This window comes from Streptomyces sp. NPDC017890 (genome assembly GCF_044328675.1).
Taxonomy (GTDB): Bacteria; Actinomycetota; Actinomycetes; order Streptomycetales; family Streptomycetaceae; genus Streptomyces.
Genome location: NZ_JBIRHU010000004.1, coordinates 35,133 through 52,268, shown reverse-complemented (window position 1 = coordinate 52,268; position 17,136 = coordinate 35,133). Strand labels below are relative to the sequence as shown.

The following is a 17,136-nucleotide window of genomic DNA, read 5'->3' as shown; positions in this document are numbered from 1 at the left end:
CGCCCCCGCTCCCCGTACCGCCGACAGAACCCGCGCCGACCCTACCCAGCGGAGCTGTCTGTGATCCCGTGGGCACCGTGCGGTACGGAAGATTCCGCACCGACGGACATACGTGTCAGCGCCACCTGGCAGGATGGGGAGGCACTGAGAAGGGCGCGAGCCGTGCGGCCGGGCCGCGAGCCGAGAGAGGGAATGACCGCCTGATGCCCACGAGCGAGCTCCTGCTGAAGGACGTCATCGAGATCAAGGAAGACGTCCATGCCGGCGACTTCAAGATCGAGCTTTCCCAGGGGTTCAGTGAGACCGACGCCCGGGTGGCCGAGTACGTGGTCACCGAGCAGCTTCAGAGGGCGTTCCGGCAGGCGCTGGACCTGGTGGCGGGCTGCGTGAGGTCCGGCAATTCGGAGGCCGCCTACCTGCACGGCTCCTTCGGTTCCGGCAAGAGCCACTTCCTGACCGTGCTGCACGCCGTGCTCAACAACCATGCGGCCGTGCGTACCAAGTCCCGGCTGGTGGAGGTCGTGGCGCCGCACGACGAGTGGCTGCGGCGGAGCAAGTTCCTGATGGTGCCGTACCACCTCGTCGGATCCGCCGACCTCGACTCCGCCCTGCTCGGCGGTTACGTGCACACGGTGCGGGAGCTTCACCCCGACAAGCCGCTTCCCCCCGTCTACCGGGCCGACGCGCTGCTCTCCGACGCCCGTACCCAGCGGGAGTTCCTCGCCGACGACGCCAAGTTTCTGCAGTGGCTCGGCAAGGGCGCCGCAGCCCTCACACCGAGCGCGGCCGCGCCCGCGGAGGCCGATCCGGACGACATGCCGCCGATCGACGGCGAGGCCGCGGCGCTGCCCGCCGGGACGTGGACCGGTGCCGACTTCGACCGGGCGTTCGCGGGCGCGCCCGACGACCCGTACCGCGAGCGGCTGGTCTCCGCCCTGCTCAGCGGCCCCATGGCCGCCTACGCGCAGGGCATGCGCGGCGAGGCCAGCGCCTTCCTGCCGCTGGAGAACGGCCTCAAGGTCATCTCCCGGCACGCCCAGTCCCTCGGCTACACCGGAGTCGTCCTCTTCCTCGACGAATTGGTCCTGTGGCTCCAGGCGAAGATGGGCAACCAGGACTTCGTGCGCGACCAGGTGCAGCGGCTGGTCAAGCTCATCGAGTCGGGGGACAGCGGCCGGCCGGTGCCGATCGTGTCGTTCATCTCCCGCCAGCGCGACCTGTCGCAGCTGATCGGCTCGGACGTCGTCGGCGCCGACGTGACCAACCTCGAGCAGCAGATCGAGTACCTGGCCGAGCGGTTCAACGTCGTCGACCTCGAGGACAGCAACCTCGTCGAGATCATCAAGCACCGCGTGCTCGCCCCGAAGGCCGGTATGGAGGCGGTGCGTGACGACGCCTTCAAGCTCGTCGAGTCGTCGGGCGACGAGGTCCGCCAGATCCTCCTGGACGCGCAGGGCCGCACCGAGGCGTCCTGGGACGACTTCCGGGAGCTTTACCCTCTCTCCCCGGCGCTCCTCAACGTCCTCGTCGACCTCTCGGGCGCCCTCCAACGCGAGCGCACCGGCCTCAAACTCGTCCAGGAACTGCTGCGCCGCCGCCGTGACGACCTGAAGCTCGGCGAACTCATCCCGCTCGGCGACCTGTGGGACGTCATCGCCCACCGCTCCGGCGCCGCGTTCACCCCCCGGCTGCGCAAGGACGCGGAGACCGCCGACGACTTCCACGGGCGGGTGCGCGAGGAACTGCTGCGCAAGTACAAGACCCCCGACGACAAGCGGTTCCAGGCCGACGAGCGGCTCGTCAAGACCCTGCTGCTGTCCGCGCTCGCGCCCAACGTGCCTGCCCTGACCCGGCTCACCGGCACCCGGCTCGCCGCACTCAACCACGGCTCGATCCGGACCCGGGTCGGAGACGCCGGTTCCGTCGCCGCCAAGCGGCTGCGGGAACTGCAGATCCCCTTCGACGGCGAGCTGCGCAGTGAGGGGGACAAGACCGACCCCGTCTTCCACCTGCACCTCTCCGACATCGACGTCGAACCGCTCCTCGAAGAAGTGCAGGGCGTCGCCGATCAGCTCGGCTACCGGCGGCAGTGGATCAAGGACCAGCTCTGGCGCGAGCTGGGCATCCAGGACACCCAGCCCTTCGTCTGCGAACGGGACGTCGTCTGGCGCGGTACCAAACGCACCGTCGAGTTCGTCTTCGGCAACGTGCGCGACACCCGCCTGCCCGACGACGAGTTTGCACCCCAGCAGCCCGGAAACCTCCGCATCGTCTTCGACTACCCCTTCGACGACGGCGACCACGGCCCCATCGACGACCTCCAGCGCGTCAAACGGCTCCGGGGCGCGGGCCGCACCGAGCCCACGCTCGTCTGGCTGGCCGACTTCCTCTCCGACCAGACCTCCCGGCAGCTCGGTCGCCTACTGAAGATCAACTACCTGCTGGAGCGCGACCGACTCGAAGAGCACACCGCCACGCGCCCCGCCGACGAGCGGACACAGATCCGCAACCAGCTCAAGGCGTCCCGCGACAACATCAGCGGCCACCTCACCGAAGTCCTGCTCCAGCTCTACGGGGTCAACCGCGCCGAGCCGGAGACCGTCGGAGCGACCCTGCCCGACGGGGAGCACCTGGTGTCCCTGTTGCCGGGCTTCACCCGTACCCGCCCCGAGCCGTCGGTCGGCTTCGAGCAGAACCTCCTGCTGCTCGCCGACGGAATGTTCGCCGCCCGCTACCCCAAGCACCCCGACTTCGACCCGCGGCTGACCCGCAAAGCCATCACCGTGCGCGAACTCAAGACCACCATGGAGTGGATCGCCCGGGCGATGGAGGACGGCTCCCGGCGGGTCGTCGTGGACAGCCACCCGCTGCCCGTCGTCAGGAAGATCGTGCATGCGCTCGGCCTCGGAGAGGTCCACGACGGACCTCTCAATGTCAGCAACGACTGGCGGCTGCGCATCAACAAGAAAGCCGCCGAGCACCCCGAAACCGGCGACGACCTCGCCGTCGAGACGATCCGCGACTGGATCACCGAGCTCGGCTACGAGGGCCTCGACCGCAACGTGGGCAACCTGATCATCGCGACCTACGCGCTGCTCGACGACCGCACCTGGATCTACCAGACCCAGGTCGTATCGCAGGCCCCCGAACTCGACCGCATAGTCCCCGGGTACGGTCTGCGGGCCGTCTCGCTCCCCGACGAGGACACCTTCGCCACCGCACTGCGGCGCGCCGGAGCGGTGTTCGGGCAGAGTGTGTCGCCGGTGCTCTTCGCCAGGAACGTCTCGCGGCTCGCCGCGCAGGTGCGCACCGTCGCCGAGGAACACCGCACCGCCGTGGGGGAGGCCCGGACACTGCTCCAGGACAACGCCGTACGACTCGGCCTGGAAGGACCCGGCGGTGTGGACGCGCCGCGGCTGAAGTCCACGAAGGCCGCCGCCGACCTGATCGCCCGCCTGCTGCGCACCAACGACGCTACCAGCCTCATGCGGGAACTCGCCGAAGCCGCCTACGAGGTGACGGATCGGCAGGTCAGTGCCGCCCTCAAGCAGGCCCCCGAGGTGCTGCAGGTGCTGCGGGCCCAGCGCGACGGCCGCTGGTCCGACCTGGACATGGTCCGCGAACTCGCGGGCCGGGACGACGGCGTCGGCGACCGGGCGCAGCGGCTGCTGGACACCGTCCGCCGGGCGGCCAACGCCCACGAGGAGGACGAGTCGCTCGTCCCGGTGCTGGACTCGCTGCAGGAGTCGGCCGTGGCCCTCATGAGGGAAGCAACCCGGCTCGCCCAGGCGGCCCGGCCGGTGGAGCCTGTTCCACACGCCGAGCCGACCGCGGAGGACGTACGCCTCACCGAGCACGGTACGCCCCCGGTGCCCGTGACTCCCGGCGCCGTCCCCGCCGCGCCGGACCGGGACCGCCCGGGTTCCGGACCGGCGCCACGGGACCCGCGCGTAAGCTACGCGGCCCAATCCGCTCGCCGCCCCGGCGCGTACATCGTCGAACCCACCCGGCTGGAGACCACGCTCGCGGCCACCGTCGACGGACTCAGCGCCGACATCCGCCGCTTCCTCGCCGACCATCCCGGCGCCCACGTCCAGGTCACCTGGCAGGTGATCGAGGACGACCGCAGTGAGAGCGAAGCGGCCGGCCAGGACGAGAAGGAGACCGATCGTTGATGGCGCTCCTGCCACAGGTGGGACGGCGCACTGTCGAGGCGCTCCTGGACCGGCATGCCAAGAAGCTGGCCGAGTACAGCCTCGTGCTGGTCCACGGACAGTACGCGGCCGGCTCGGCCACCACCTTCACCGCCGAGGTCGGCGAGCGGACCCGCCGTGTCACGGTGCGCGACGAGTCCTCCGTCCTGGGCATCCTGGCCGCCTGGCACAGCCATCGCGACGAGGCCGCCCCCGGCGACCTGCTGGTGGTCACCACCGGAGTCGACGACGACCAGCTCGGCTGGGACGTGCGCGGGCACGCGGTGCACAGGCGCACCCTCAACGTCGAGAAGGCCGAGATCGTGACGCAGCGGTTCGGGGCCACCGGACTCGACGTGCGCATGTACCGCGAGGACTGGCTGCTCCAGGCCCTCGTCGACGCCGAACCCACCGGACGGGGATGGCCGCGAACCGCGGGCACGCTCACCCGGGACGCCGCCCTGCGCGCCCTGGTCGTCGAACGCCTCGGGCTCGACCACCCGGACATCTCGCCCCACGCCCCGGCGGAGGCCGCCGTGGACGCGGACGTGCTGCTCGCCTGGTCGCGCACTCCCGCCGGGCCGCGCCGTTTCGCCGAACTCGGCGACACCGAACGCACGGAGCTGAAGAAGTGGCTCGGCGAGGTCGCCGGACCCGCCGTACCCGTCCTGCTCGCCCTCGCCGAGATCGGACGGGGACACGACGCGATGGCGCTCGGCCTGCTCGGCGCCGCGCTGCGCGACCCCGCCGCTGACCCCGACGTGGCTCTCGCCGTCGGCGGCCTGTTCGGCAAGGCCGGACCGCGCAGGGGCGAGATCGACGCTTTCACCGACGCGGTGGAGGGCACCCTGCTGCGCTGGATAGGGGAGGCCGCGGGTTCGGTCGACGCACGCCACAGGGTGTTCGCCGTACTGCAGCGCGCCGACGACCTGGCCCGGGACGCCGGTCTCACCGCAGGGCTCAACGGCAGCCGTTTCCTCCTGTCCAGCTTCGCCGCCCAGCTCGCGGCCGTCGTCGAGGGCGCCCAAAGATCCCCCGCGCAAGGCGAGAGCGCACTGGCCGAGCTGACGGGACACGCCCTGGCCGGACTCTTCCCCGACCGGGTGCGCGTCGCCGAGATGGCCGTGCGCCTCGCGCGGTGGCTGCGCCAGGAACCGCCCGCGGTGACCTCCGTGGCCACGGGCGTGCGCGACCATGTTGCCGAGTGGGGATGGGCCGACCGGGCGCTGTCCGTTCTCTGGGCCGGCGACCCCGGCGGCGACCCGGCCGTCGCGTGGGGCCTGCGCGACCTCTACGAGGACGGGCGGGCCCGGCGTGAACGGCTTGACGAGCAGTTCGCCCGGCATCTGGCCGGCTGGACCCCGAACGCCACCGCCCAGCAGCCGGGCGGCTGCCTGGTCGTCGAGAACGTCCTCGACACCGTCGTCCGGCCCCTGACGACCGGCGGATCGCCTCTGTTGATCGTCCTCGACGGAATGAGCAGCGCCGTTGCCGCGCAACTGGGCGAGGAAGCCGAACGGGAAGGGTGGCAGGAGATCGTGCCCCGGCCGAGCGAAGGCGCACGGCGCACCCGCCTCGCAGCCGTCTCCATGCTGCCCTCGGTCACCCGCACAAGCAGGGCGTCCCTGCTCAGCGGTACGGCCACGCAAGGAGGACAGTCCGCCGAGGCCTCCAGCTTCGCGGCCTTCTGGAAGAAGCGGCGCAAGAACGCAGTCCTCTTCCACAAGGCGTCGATAGGGGGAGACGCGGGCCACTTCCTCGCCCAGGAACTGGCTTCCGCGCTCGCCTCCGACGCGGTCGTCGGAGTGGTCCTCAACACTATCGACGACGCGCTCGACTCCGGTCAGCAGGGGCAGCGCACCGTGTGGTCCCTCGGTGACATCACCTACCTGCGGGAGCTGCTGGCCGCCGCCCGCAGCTACGCACGTCCCGTCGTCCTCGTCGCCGACCACGGACACGTCATCGACCGCGGCCGGGGTCAAATCACCCCGGCCGCGGACGGGGGCGGCTCGGCACGCTGGCGGCCGGACGCCGCCGCCGGTGACGGCGAGATCGTGCTGAGCGGACCGCGCGTCCTCGAAGGCGGCGGCACCATCACCGTCCCCTGGCACGAGGACATCCGGTATGTCGCACGCCGGGCCGGCTACCACGGCGGAGCCTCCCTCGCCGAGATCACCGTCCCGGTCCTCGTCCTCCTCTCCTCGAAGGAACTCGCTCCGCGCGACTGGGAACCGCTGCCCCGTGAACAGGCCGCCCCCTCCTGGTGGAAGGCCACCGCCACGACACCCGCCGAGACGCCGGAAGCCCAGGCGGAGAGCGCCGCACAGCCGGTGCGCAGACCGGCGAAGCCCGCACGCCGGCAGGACGAGGAACTGTTCGGCACCGACGACGTGGTGATGCCCGAAGCGGCACCGGAGACCACGCCCGCTCTCGCGACCCTGGGGGCGCGTGTGGTGGCGAGCGAGGTGTACGAGGCGCAGAAGGAGTACGTGCGCAAGGCCCCGGAAGGCAAGGTCGTCGCCGCCGTCATCGACGCACTCGTTGCCGCCGGGGGCACCATGTCACCAGCCGCCCTGGCCGCCGCCATCTCGGCGACCGGCCGGGTGCGGCGCAACATCGAGGGGTTCGTCGCCACCGTGCAGCGTCTGCTCAACGTCGAGGGATATCCGGTGCTCGGCTTCGTCGACGCCGGTCACGCGGTAAAGCTCGACGTCGCCCTGCTCCGGGGCCAGTTCCTGGCGGACGGAGCGAGGACCGGGTCGGCGAGGAAGGAGACGTCATGAGCGCGGTGACCCCGGCCAGCCCCGTACGCATGCGGGAGGTCGTGGACGCGCTGCGGCGCGGCACCGTACCGCAGGCCGGGCTGGACCTGCTCGCCGTCGGCCTGGACCGGTTCGAGACCGCGCTCGACGACGACCTGGCGGCGACGGCACGAGGCGGAGCGGCGTTCCACGCCGTCCGCGGCGAGTACGGCTCCGGGAAGACGTTCTTCGCGCGGTGGCTCGCCGAGCGCGCCAAACGTGCCGGACTCGCCACGGCGGAAGTCCAGATCTCCGAGACCGAGACCCCGCTGCACCGGCTGGAGACGGTCTACCGCAGGCTCACCGAGCGCCTGACGACCGCCACTCACCAGCCCAGCGCGCTGCGCGCGGTCGTCGACTCGTGGTTCTACACCCTGGAGGAAGAGGTCCTCGACGCTGGGGAGACAGACGAGGAGGACGAGGCGGCACTCACCGCGGCCGTCGACGCGCTCACGGAACGCAGACTCGCCGACGTCGCCAGGACCACCCCCGCCTTCGCCGCCGCACTGCGCGGCTACCGGCGGGCCGTGGCCACCGGTGACGGGGCCACGGCCGAAGCACTCATCGCTTGGCTCGGAGGACAGAAGTCGGTCGCGGCCTCCGCCCGCCGCAGCGCCGGCGTCCGAGGAGACCTCGACCACTTCGCGGCCCTCGGCTTCCTCCAAGGGCTGCTCACCGTGCTGCGTGACTGCGGACACCCGGGCCTCCTCCTCGTCCTCGACGAGATCGAGACCCTGCAACGCGTACGGGGCGACGTCCGGGAGAAGGGCCTCAACGCGCTGAGGCAGCTGCTGGACGAGATCGACGCGGGCCGGTTCCCGGGGCTCTTCCTCGTCATTACGGGAACCCCGGCGTTCTACGACGGGCAACAGGGTGCGCAGCGGCTGCCCCCGCTGGCACAACGGCTGGCCACCGACTTCACGACCGATCCGCGCTTCGACTCCCCGCGTGCCGTCCAGCTCCGGCTCCCGGGATTCGACCTGCCCCAGCTCGGCGAACTCGGCCGTGCCGTGCGCGACGTGTACGCCCGGACCGCACGCCATCCCGAGCGGGTGACCGAGCGGGTCGACGACGTGTACCTGACGGAGCTGGCCAGAGCCGTCACCGGCGGACTCGGCGGTAAGGTCGGCGTCGCGCCCCGCGTGTACCTGCGCAAGCTGGTGGCCGACGTTCTCGATCGTGTCGACGAGTTCGAGGACTTCGCCCCCCGCACGCACTACGCGCTCACCATCACCTCGTCCGAACTCACCGAGACCGAACGCAACGCGGCCGCGTCCGGCGACGCTGGTGCCATCGAGCTGGAGCTGCCGTGAGCGCCGGGGACCTGAATCCGGCGCTCCTCCACCACATCGTCAACACTCTGGCATGGCGGAGCCTGCGTCCACTCCAGGAAGCAGCCGTCACCCCCCTGGTCTGTGGAGACGACGCCGTCCTGCTCGCTCCCACCGCGGGTGGCAAGACCGAGGCGGCTGCCTTCCCCCTGCTGACCCGGATGACGGGGGAGCGGTGGAGCGGTACGTCCGTCCTCTACGTCTGTCCGCTGAAGGCCCTGCTCAACAACCTGCTGCCGAGGTGGGAGACCTACGCCTCCTGGCTGGGCCGCACCGCGGCCCTGTGGCACGGCGACATCCCGGCCGGTGCCCGCAAACGGATCCTCGCCGCCCGCCCCGACGTCCTGCTCACCACGCCGGAATCACTCGAAGCGATGCTGGTGAGCGCCAACGTCGACCACACCTCGTTCTTCTCGGGGATGCGGGCCGTCGTGGTGGACGAGGTGCACGCCTTCGCCGGTGACGACCGGGGATGGCACCTCCTCGCAGTGCTGGAGCGGCTGCAACGGGTTGCGGGCCGACAGGTACAACGCGTCGGCCTCTCGGCGACGGTCGGCAATCCCGAAGCACTGCTCACCTGGCTGCAGGGCTCAGGGGCGGGCAAGCGGCCGGGACAGGTGATAGCTCCCCACTTCGACGGGTCCCCGCCCACGGCACCCGCGGTCACGTCTCCCCCCGCAGTAACCGGCGGATCGGCTGCCGTCCCGCCAGGAGACGTCCAACTCGACTACGTCGGCTCGCTCGACAACGCGGCCACCGTCATCGCCGCACTGCACCGCGGCGAGAAGCGCCTCGTTTTCTGCGAGTCACGGAGATACGTGGAGGAACTAGGGGAGAAGCTCCTGGCGAAGGGCGTCACCACCTTCCTCTCGCACGCCTCCCTCTCCCTCGACGAGCGCCGGCGTGCCGAGGCGGCCTTCGCCGAAGCCCGGGACTGCGTGATCGTCTCCACCAGCACGCTGGAACTCGGCATCGACGTCGGTGACCTGGACCGGGTCATCCAGATCGATGCCCCCGCCTCGGTGGCCTCCTTCCTCCAACGGCTCGGCCGTTCCGGGCGCCGCGAGGGCACCGCACGCAACTGCCTGTTCCTCACCCTGGACGAGGAAGGCTTGCTGGGAGCGGCCGGACTGCTGCTCAAGTGGTCGCAAGGATGGGTGGAGCCCGTCGTGGCACCACCGGAACCCCGGCACATCGCCGCCCAGCAACTCCTGGCCCTGTGCTTGCAAGAGAACCGTGTCGGCGAGCACCTGTGGCAGGAATGGTGGAACGGACTCGGCCCCTTCGGCGCGTCGGCCGAGCCGATCGTGCGCCACCTCATCGACCAGGGGTACCTGGACCGGGACGGCGGCATGCTGTTCATCGGCCCGGAGGCGGAACGGCGCTTCGGACACCGCCACTTCATGAACCTCACCGCCGTGTTCACCGCGCCCCCGCAATTCACCGTCCTGCAGGGGCGTACGGAGATCGGCCGGACCGATCCCAGCCTCCTCACCGAACGGGTCGACGGCCCGCGTCGGCTTCTGCTGGCCGGCCGGAGCTGGCAGGTCACCTATATCGACTGGCGGCGCAAACGCTGCTTCGTCGAACCCGTCGACGGGGGAGGCAAGGCCAAGTGGAGCAGCCCCGGGTTCGGTTCGGCGGGCTCCTACGAACTCACCCGCGCGGAACGCCGTGTGCTGCTGGGTGAGGACCCGCCTGTGAAGGTGACGGGGCGGGCGGCCAGTGCCCTGCGGCGAGCCCGTGAGGAGTACCTGGAGCGGGTGCATCCCGGAGGCACCCTGATCATTCAGGATGCGGGGGGACAGATGCGTTGGTGGACCTGGGCGGGCCACCGTGCGAACGCCACACTCGCCGCGACCCTCGACTCGGTCGCCGTGCCGCGACAACACGTCAACGACCGCTGGATCCGGCTGCGCGAGGACGTCACCGCGCATACCTGGAATGAGGTGAAGAAGGATGCGACCGACCGGTTGTGCCTGCCGGACGTAGACGAACGCGCGGTACGCGGCCTGAAGTTCGGCGAGGCCCTTCCACCACGCCTGGCCGAGGCCACCCTGTCGGCCCGGCTGGCCGACACGGAGTCCGCCACCGCCGTGCTCACGGAACCGGTGCGCTTCGTCCGGCACGAATGATGACGCCACCCGGTGTGTGCCGGTTGGGTGAGGGGAAGGCCGCCGGACGGGCTCGGCGGATGGATCGACGCTCCTTTCAGTAAGGCTGCCCAGACCGCCGCTCTTGCCGAAGCGCTAGCCGTCTACTGCGAGTTGGGACCGGTCACCGGGCCGGAGAGGACCGCGGAACAGCAGGACGTGCCTGCGCGGCCTGGGAGTGCGCGTGCGGGTCTCGGGGGAGTGGGACAGCCGCCTCGGTGAGCGCGTCAAGGGCCTGCTGGCGCTGACCGGTCCGAAGTGTGCGCCGCGCCGGGTGGGGTGAAGATCATCGCGAACTCGTGGCAGGGGCGGACGGTTTCGGCCTCGGTGCCGGCGGCTGCACCCGGAGGCGATTGGGGGCTGTTCATGTGGCTCACGGTGCCGGTGTCGTCCTGACATGACCAGATATGGCGTGCACCCGGAGGGTCGCTGAACTCCAGCGACTGGAACCGGGTCCGTCCCCATCCACTTAGGCAGGTCGTCCTTGTACCGGGACAGCACTTCTCGGCCTTGCTCCGAGTGCTTGCAGATGCGGACGGACTCGGACCCGACTATTCGATGTCCACATCGTCGGCCCCTTCGCGGAGGCGGGCCGCGAGGTCATCGGCCCACTTCAAGGCCCAGGCGCGGAGGGCGGTGATGGCGGCGTCATCGAGGCCGTAGGCGGAGAAGGCTTCGTCGTCGGTCCACTCGGCGCCCGTGAGGTTCGCTTGCAGGTCCTCGCGCTCGAAGCGGCCGCGGGCGTGGCGGCGGCCGAACTCCTCGAGCTCGGCATTGGTCCAGCGGCGGGAGGCGGCGAACACGTCGATCAGATCGCGGGGCGCTCCGCGGTCGGCGAGGGCACGGACCTTGGTTCCGACCACGTCCTCCTCCGCGAGGACGGGCCCGTACGGGCTCTGGGCGACGGGCCGCCAGAAGTTCTCCTTGAGGATGTCGACCTCGCAGTCCTGCCCGGTGGCCGGGTCGGACACGGTGAAGCGGGCGGACAGCGGGGCAATTTCCAACGCGTGCACTTCCCAGCCGCGGGCTTCCAGGCCGGCGCGGAGCGTGGTGGCGATGTCGGCCATCGGCGCCGGGTTCTCAGTGGCGACGTCGAGGTCCTGGCTGGGGCGGTTGACAAGGTGGTGCGCCCGCACGGCGTACCCGCCGGTGAGAACCAGCGGGTACCGGGAGCCGAGGGCGATCACATCCGCCAGAAGCCGCGTGTGCAGCTCGGGCATGTCCGTCACGCGGCTGCCCGGGTGCGGGAGGCAAGCTGAGGGAAGGCGTCTTCCCATACGGCGCGCACGCTGCGGCCGACGAGGGTTCGCAGTACCGGCCACAGCTCGAGGAGCAGGTCCTGGTTGAGGTAGCGGGGCAGGTCGTCGTCCAGGCCCTCGTGTAGGACGGTGCGGTACAGGCCCATGCGCTGGCGCGGTTTGCCCAGGTCGTACGAGGTCATCCCCGACCAGGCCACGTGCAGCGGCAGATCCACGACACCGTGCGTCGGCCCGCGCAGCTCGTCCAGCGACTTCGGCAGACGGCGGCGGAACTTCTCCCGGTACAGCGCGAGATCCTCGGCGACTGCGTCCGAGAGGCCGCTCGGCGCGGGTGCCGGGTGCTGTGGGCTGGAGGACATGCCTCCATTATGACGGCCCGGGAGCGGTAAGGGGCAGTGCCGGGCAATTCGCCCGCCAGCCCCTGACATCGGCAGTATCCCGGCCCGGCCCAAATGTCCCTGAGAAGTCCCACAGGCGAAGCCGAGTCCCCTCCTGGCTCGCATACGTGCAGGTCAGGAGGGGATTCGCGTTACCTTTTCTTAGAGCTTTCAGATGTCCCGGAAGATCTCGATCTGCGCCCCGATCGAGTTCAGCCGCTCCGCCAGGTCCTCGTACCCCCGGTTGATGACGTAGACGTTGCGCAGCACGGACGTGCCCTCGGCCGCCATCATCGCCAGCAGGACCACCACGGCGGGGCGCAGGGCGGGCGGGCACATCATCTCGGCGGCGCGCCAGCGGGTGGGGCCTTCGACCAGGACGCGGTGGGGGTCCAGGAGCTGGAGGCGGCCGCCGAGGCGGTTGAGGTCGGTCAGGTAGATGGCGCGGTTGTCGTAGACCCAGTCGTGGATGAGGGTCTGGCCCTGGGCGGAGGCCGCGATCGCCGCGAAGAAGGGGACGTTGTCGATGTTCAGGCCCGGGAAGGGCATCGGGTGGATCTTGTCGATGGGCGCCTCCAGCTTCGACGGCCGGACGGTGAGGTCCACGAGGCGGGTGCGGCCGTTGTCGGCGAAGTACTCGGGTGTGCGGTCGTGGTCGAGGCCCATCTCCTCCAGGACCGCCAGCTCGATCTCCAGGAACTCGATGGGGACGCGGCGGACCGTCAGCTCCGACTCCGTCACCACGGCGGCGGCGAGCAGGCTCATCGCCTCGACCGGGTCCTCGGAGGGGGAGTAGTCCACGTCGGCGTCGATGACCGGCATGCCGTGCACGGTGAGGGTGGTGGTGCCGATGCCTTCGACGCGGACGCCGAGGGCCTCCAGGAAGAAGCAGAGGTCCTGGACCATGTAGTTGGAGGAGGCGTTGCGGATGACGGTGACGCCGTCGTGGCGGGCGGCGGCGAGGAGCGCGTTCTCGGTGACCGTGTCGCCGCGTTCGGTCAGCACGATCGGGCGGTCCGGGCGCACCTGACGGTCGACCACCGCGTGGTAGTGGCCCTCGGTCGCGGCGACGTCCAGGCCGAAGCGGCGCAGCGCGATCATGTGCGGCTCGATGGTGCGGGTGCCGAGGTCGCAGCCGCCGGCGTAGGGCAGCCGGAAGCGGTCCATGCGGTGCAGCAGCGGGCCGAGGAACATGATGATGGAGCGGGTGCGGACGGCGGCCTCGGCGTCGATGGCCTCCATGTCCAGCTCGGCCGGCGGCACGATCTCCAGGTCGGTGCCGTCGTTGATCCAGCGGGTGCGTACGCCGATGGAGTTCAGTACCTCCAGGAGGCGGTAGACCTCCTCGATGCGGGCGACCCGGCGCAGTACCGTGCGCCCCTTGTTGAGCAGCGAGGCGCACAGCAGGGCCACGCAGGCGTTCTTGCTGGTCTTGACGTCGATGGCGCCGGACAGGCGCCGGCCGCCGACCACACGCAGGTGCATCGGACCCGAGTAGCCGAGAGAGACGATTTCGCTGTCCAGCGCTTCGCCGATGCGGGCGATCATCTCAAGGCTGATGTTCTGGTTGCCGCGCTCGATGCGGTTGACGGCGCTCTGACTGGTGCCGAGCGCCTCCGCAAGCTGTGACTGTGTCCAGCCGCGGTGCTGCCTGGCGTCACGGATGAGCTTGCCGATGCGTACGAGGTAGTCATCTGCCATGAGGTCGAGGCTATCTCAGATATGAGATGGCGCCTCTCGGGGGGTCCGCCTGGGTGACGCGCCATCAACCCCGCCTCAATGATGCCTCGTCGAGCGGGTGCGCCGCCATCCGAAAGGTCCGGGCAAATCCATCGATGTCGTACGACGTCCCGTGCTGCTGCGGGTGTGGCGCGGGCCGTTTCGGCCGCCGGTCGTGATGGACCAGGAACGTTTGTTGATGTTCAGTCGTACTCCGGGAAGGATCCGGAAGCTCTTGCGGAACGTGAGGGGCATCGTGCCTCCTTCCGAGTCGTGCCGGGTGAGTGTTCCCGGCGCACGTCGGATACCCGCGTTCGGCGTATTGATGGCCTCAGGGGTCACCCGGGATGGGGCGCACGCCACACCGCGCCCGGGCATGACCAGCTCGCCCCCATGTACTAGAGTTATCTCGACATCGAGATATCTGCCGAGGCGCACCGCAGTCGCACGCCGCTATCGGGTCTGGTGGTAAGGCTTGCCTAACTTAGCCCTACCTTAGCGGATCGGCCAGGGTGGCGTGGCGGCAGGATGCGGTGGTACGCGCACATAAATGAAGGAGACTGTCGTGTCGGCGAACAGCTTCGACGCCCGCAGCACGCTGCAGGTGGGCGACGAGTCGTACGAGATCTTCCGGCTGGACAAGGTCGAGGGCTCCGCGCGCCTTCCCTACAGCCTGAAGGTGCTGCTGGAGAACCTGCTCCGCACCGAGGACGGCGCGAACATCACCGCCGACCACATCCGCGCCCTCGGGGGCTGGGACTCGCAGGCCCAGCCGTCGCAGGAGATCCAGTTCACGCCGGCCCGCGTGATCATGCAGGACTTCACCGGCGTGCCCTGTGTCGTCGACCTCGCCACCATGCGTGAGGCCGTCAAGGAGCTGGGCGGCGACCCGAACAAGATCAACCCGCTCTCCCCGGCCGAGATGGTCATCGACCACTCCGTCATCGCGGACAAGTTCGGCACCAACGACGCCTTCCAGCAGAACGTCGACCTGGAGTACGGCCGCAACAAGGAGCGCTACCAGTTCCTGCGCTGGGGCCAGACCGCCTTCGACGACTTCAAGGTCGTCCCCCCGGGCACCGGCATCGTCCACCAGGTGAACATCGAGCACCTGGCCCGCGTCGTCATGACCCGCGACGGCAAGGCCTACCCCGACACCCTGGTCGGCACCGACTCGCACACCACCATGGTCAACGGCCTCGGCGTCCTCGGCTGGGGCGTCGGCGGCATCGAGGCCGAGGCCGCGATGCTCGGCCAGCCGGTCTCCATGCTCATCCCGCGCGTCGTCGGCTTCAAGCTGACCGGTGAGCTGACCCCCGGCACCACCGCCACCGACCTGGTGCTGACCATCACCGAGATGCTGCGCAAGCACGGTGTCGTCGGCAAGTTCGTCGAGTTCTACGGCGAGGGTGTGGCGGCCACGAGCCTCGCCAACCGCGCCACCATCGGCAACATGTCGCCGGAGTTCGGCTCCACCGCCGCGATCTTCCCGATCGACGACGAGACGCTGAACTACATGCGCCTGACCGGCCGCAGCGACCAGCAGGTCGCGCTCGTCGAGGCGTACGCCAAGCAGCAGGGCCTCTGGCTGGACCCGAAGGCCGAGCCGGACTTCTCCGAGAAGCTGGAGCTCGACCTCTCCACGGTCGTGCCGTCCATCGCCGGTCCGAAGCGCCCGCAGGACCGCATCGTCCTCGCGAACGCCGCCCAGCAGTTCAAGCAGGACGTCCTCAACTACGTGGACGTGGTGGACGAGGCGGGCAAGGAGTCCTTCCCGGCCTCCGACTCCCCGGCCGTCACCCCGAACGGCGCCCCGTCCAACCCGGTCCCGGTCACCGCCCCCGACGGCACGACCTACGAGCTGGACCACGGTGCGGTGACGGTCGCGGCCATCACCTCCTGCACCAACACCTCCAACCCGTACGTCATGGTCGCCGCCGCCCTGGTGGCCAAGAAGGCGGTGGAGAAGGGCCTGACCCGCAAGCCGTGGGTCAAGACCACCCTCGCCCCGGGCTCCAAGGTCGTCACCGACTACTTCGAGAAGGCGGGCCTGACCCCGTACCTCGACAAGGTCGGCTTCAACCTCGTCGGCTACGGCTGCACCACCTGCATCGGCAACTCCGGCCCGCTGCCGGACGAGGTCTCCAAGGCCGTCAACGACCACGACCTCGCCGTCACCTCGGTGCTCTCCGGCAACCGCAACTTCGAGGGCCGGATCAACCCCGACGTCAAGATGAACTACCTGGCGTCCCCGCCGCTGGTGGTCGCCTACGCCCTCGCGGGCTCCATGAAGGTGGACATCACCAAGGAGGCCCTGGGCGCCGACCAGGACGGCAACCCGGTCTACCTGAAGGACATCTGGCCCACCGAGGCCGAGGTCAACGAGGTCGTCGCCAGCGCCATCGGCGAGGACATGTTCTCCAAGTCCTACAGCGACGTCTTCGCGGGCGACGCCCAGTGGCAGGCGCTGTCGATCCCGACCGGCGACACCTTCGAGTGGGACACCGAGTCCACCTACGTGCGCAAGCCCCCGTACTTCGAGGGCATGGGCATGGAGCCGGCCCCGGTCGAGGACATCTCCGGCGCCCGGGTGCTCGCCAAGCTGGGCGACTCGGTCACCACCGACCACATCTCCCCGGCCGGCGCGATCAAGGCCGACACCCCGGCCGGCAAGTACCTGACGGAGCACGGCGTCGAGCGCCGCGACTTCAACAGCTACGGCTCGCGCCGCGGCAACCACGAGATCATGATCCGCGGTACGTTCGCCAACATCCGCCTGCGCAACCAGATCGCGCCGGGCACCGAGGGCGGCTACACCCGCGACTTCACGCAGGCCGACGGCCCCGTGTCGTTCATCTACGACGCCTCCCGCAACTACATCGAGCAGGGCATCCCGCTCGTCGTCCTGGCCGGCAAGGAGTACGGCTCCGGCTCGTCCCGCGACTGGGCGGCCAAGGGCACCGCGCTCCTCGGCGTCAAGGCCGTCATCGCCGAGTCGTACGAGCGCATCCACCGCTCGAACCTCATCGGCATGGGCGTCCTGCCGCTCCAGTTCCCGGAGGGCCACACCGCCGAGTCCCTCGGCCTGACCGGCGAGGAGTCCTTCTCCGTCTCCGGCGTCACCGAGCTGAACGACGGCACGACCCCGCGCACGGTGAAGGTCACCACCGACACCGGTGTCGAGTTCGACGCGGTCGTGCGCATCGACACCCCCGGCGAGGCGGACTACTACCGCAACGGCGGCATCCTGCAGTACGTGCTGCGCAGCCTGATCCGCAAGTAGGCGGCACCGCACAACGGTTG

General features: G+C 70.1%; 9 protein-coding genes. 5 read left to right on the top strand and 4 right to left on the bottom strand.

Annotation, left to right across the window (positions count from 1 at the left end):
* The first annotated feature begins 203 nt into the window (after positions 1 to 203).
* From ACH4F2_RS06835 to ACH4F2_RS06820, 4 genes are read left to right on the top strand one after another with little or no spacing between them, the layout of a single operon-like run.
* Complete coding sequence (locus ACH4F2_RS06835) at positions 204 to 4,175, top strand: PglY protein (RefSeq protein WP_398131626.1); 3,972 nt, start codon at positions 204 to 206, stop codon at positions 4,173 to 4,175.
* A complete protein-coding gene (pglZ, locus tag ACH4F2_RS06830; protein WP_398131625.1) occupies positions 4,175 to 6,976 on the top strand; it encodes a BREX-2 system phosphatase PglZ in 2,802 nt (933 codons plus the stop codon). The genes ACH4F2_RS06835 and pglZ overlap by 1 nt, the downstream gene beginning before the upstream one ends.
* Positions 6,973 to 8,307 carry a BREX system ATP-binding protein BrxD gene (gene brxD, locus ACH4F2_RS06825; RefSeq protein ID WP_398131624.1) on the top strand — a complete coding sequence of 445 codons (1,335 nt, stop codon included), beginning with the start codon at positions 6,973 to 6,975 and terminating at the stop codon, positions 8,305 to 8,307. The genes pglZ and brxD overlap by 4 nt, the downstream gene beginning before the upstream one ends.
* Positions 8,304 to 10,460 (top strand): DEAD/DEAH box helicase, encoded by a 2,157-nt coding sequence (locus ACH4F2_RS06820; protein WP_398131623.1) that lies wholly within the window; start codon positions 8,304 to 8,306, stop codon positions 10,458 to 10,460. The genes brxD and ACH4F2_RS06820 overlap by 4 nt, the downstream gene beginning before the upstream one ends.
* 569 nt (positions 10,461 to 11,029) lie before the next feature.
* Here the strand turns inward: ACH4F2_RS06820 and ACH4F2_RS06815 are convergent.
* The 4 genes from ACH4F2_RS06815 to ACH4F2_RS06800 all read right to left on the bottom strand — a co-directional run bounded on the left by ACH4F2_RS06815 (position 11,030) and on the right by ACH4F2_RS06800 (position 14,088).
* Entirely contained in the window at positions 11,030 to 11,698 is a 669-nt protein-coding gene (locus ACH4F2_RS06815) for a nucleotidyl transferase AbiEii/AbiGii toxin family protein (protein ID WP_398131622.1), read from the bottom strand.
* Positions 11,699 to 11,703: 5 nt separating this feature from the next.
* Complete coding sequence (locus ACH4F2_RS06810) at positions 11,704 to 12,096, bottom strand: hypothetical protein (RefSeq protein ID WP_386005956.1); 393 nt, start codon at positions 12,094 to 12,096, stop codon at positions 11,704 to 11,706.
* Between the two features lie 189 nt (positions 12,097 to 12,285).
* Positions 12,286 to 13,815, bottom strand: coding sequence for a UDP-N-acetylglucosamine 1-carboxyvinyltransferase (locus ACH4F2_RS06805; RefSeq protein WP_345596944.1), 1,530 nt, complete (start codon positions 13,813 to 13,815; stop codon positions 12,286 to 12,288).
* 75 nt (positions 13,816 to 13,890) lie between these two features.
* Positions 13,891 to 14,088 carry a DUF4236 domain-containing protein gene (locus tag ACH4F2_RS06800; protein WP_079160105.1) on the bottom strand — a complete coding sequence of 66 codons (198 nt, stop codon included), beginning with the start codon at positions 14,086 to 14,088 and terminating at the stop codon, positions 13,891 to 13,893.
* A 310-nt stretch (positions 14,089 to 14,398) separates the two neighbouring features.
* Here ACH4F2_RS06800 and acnA point away from each other — a divergent pair, with 310 nt between their 5' ends.
* The gene (acnA, locus tag ACH4F2_RS06795; RefSeq protein WP_398131621.1) at positions 14,399 to 17,116 is read left to right on the top strand and encodes an aconitate hydratase AcnA; all 2,718 of its coding nucleotides are present in this window, start codon (positions 14,399 to 14,401) and stop codon (positions 17,114 to 17,116) included.
* The last annotated feature ends 20 nt before the right edge of the window (positions 17,117 to 17,136 follow it).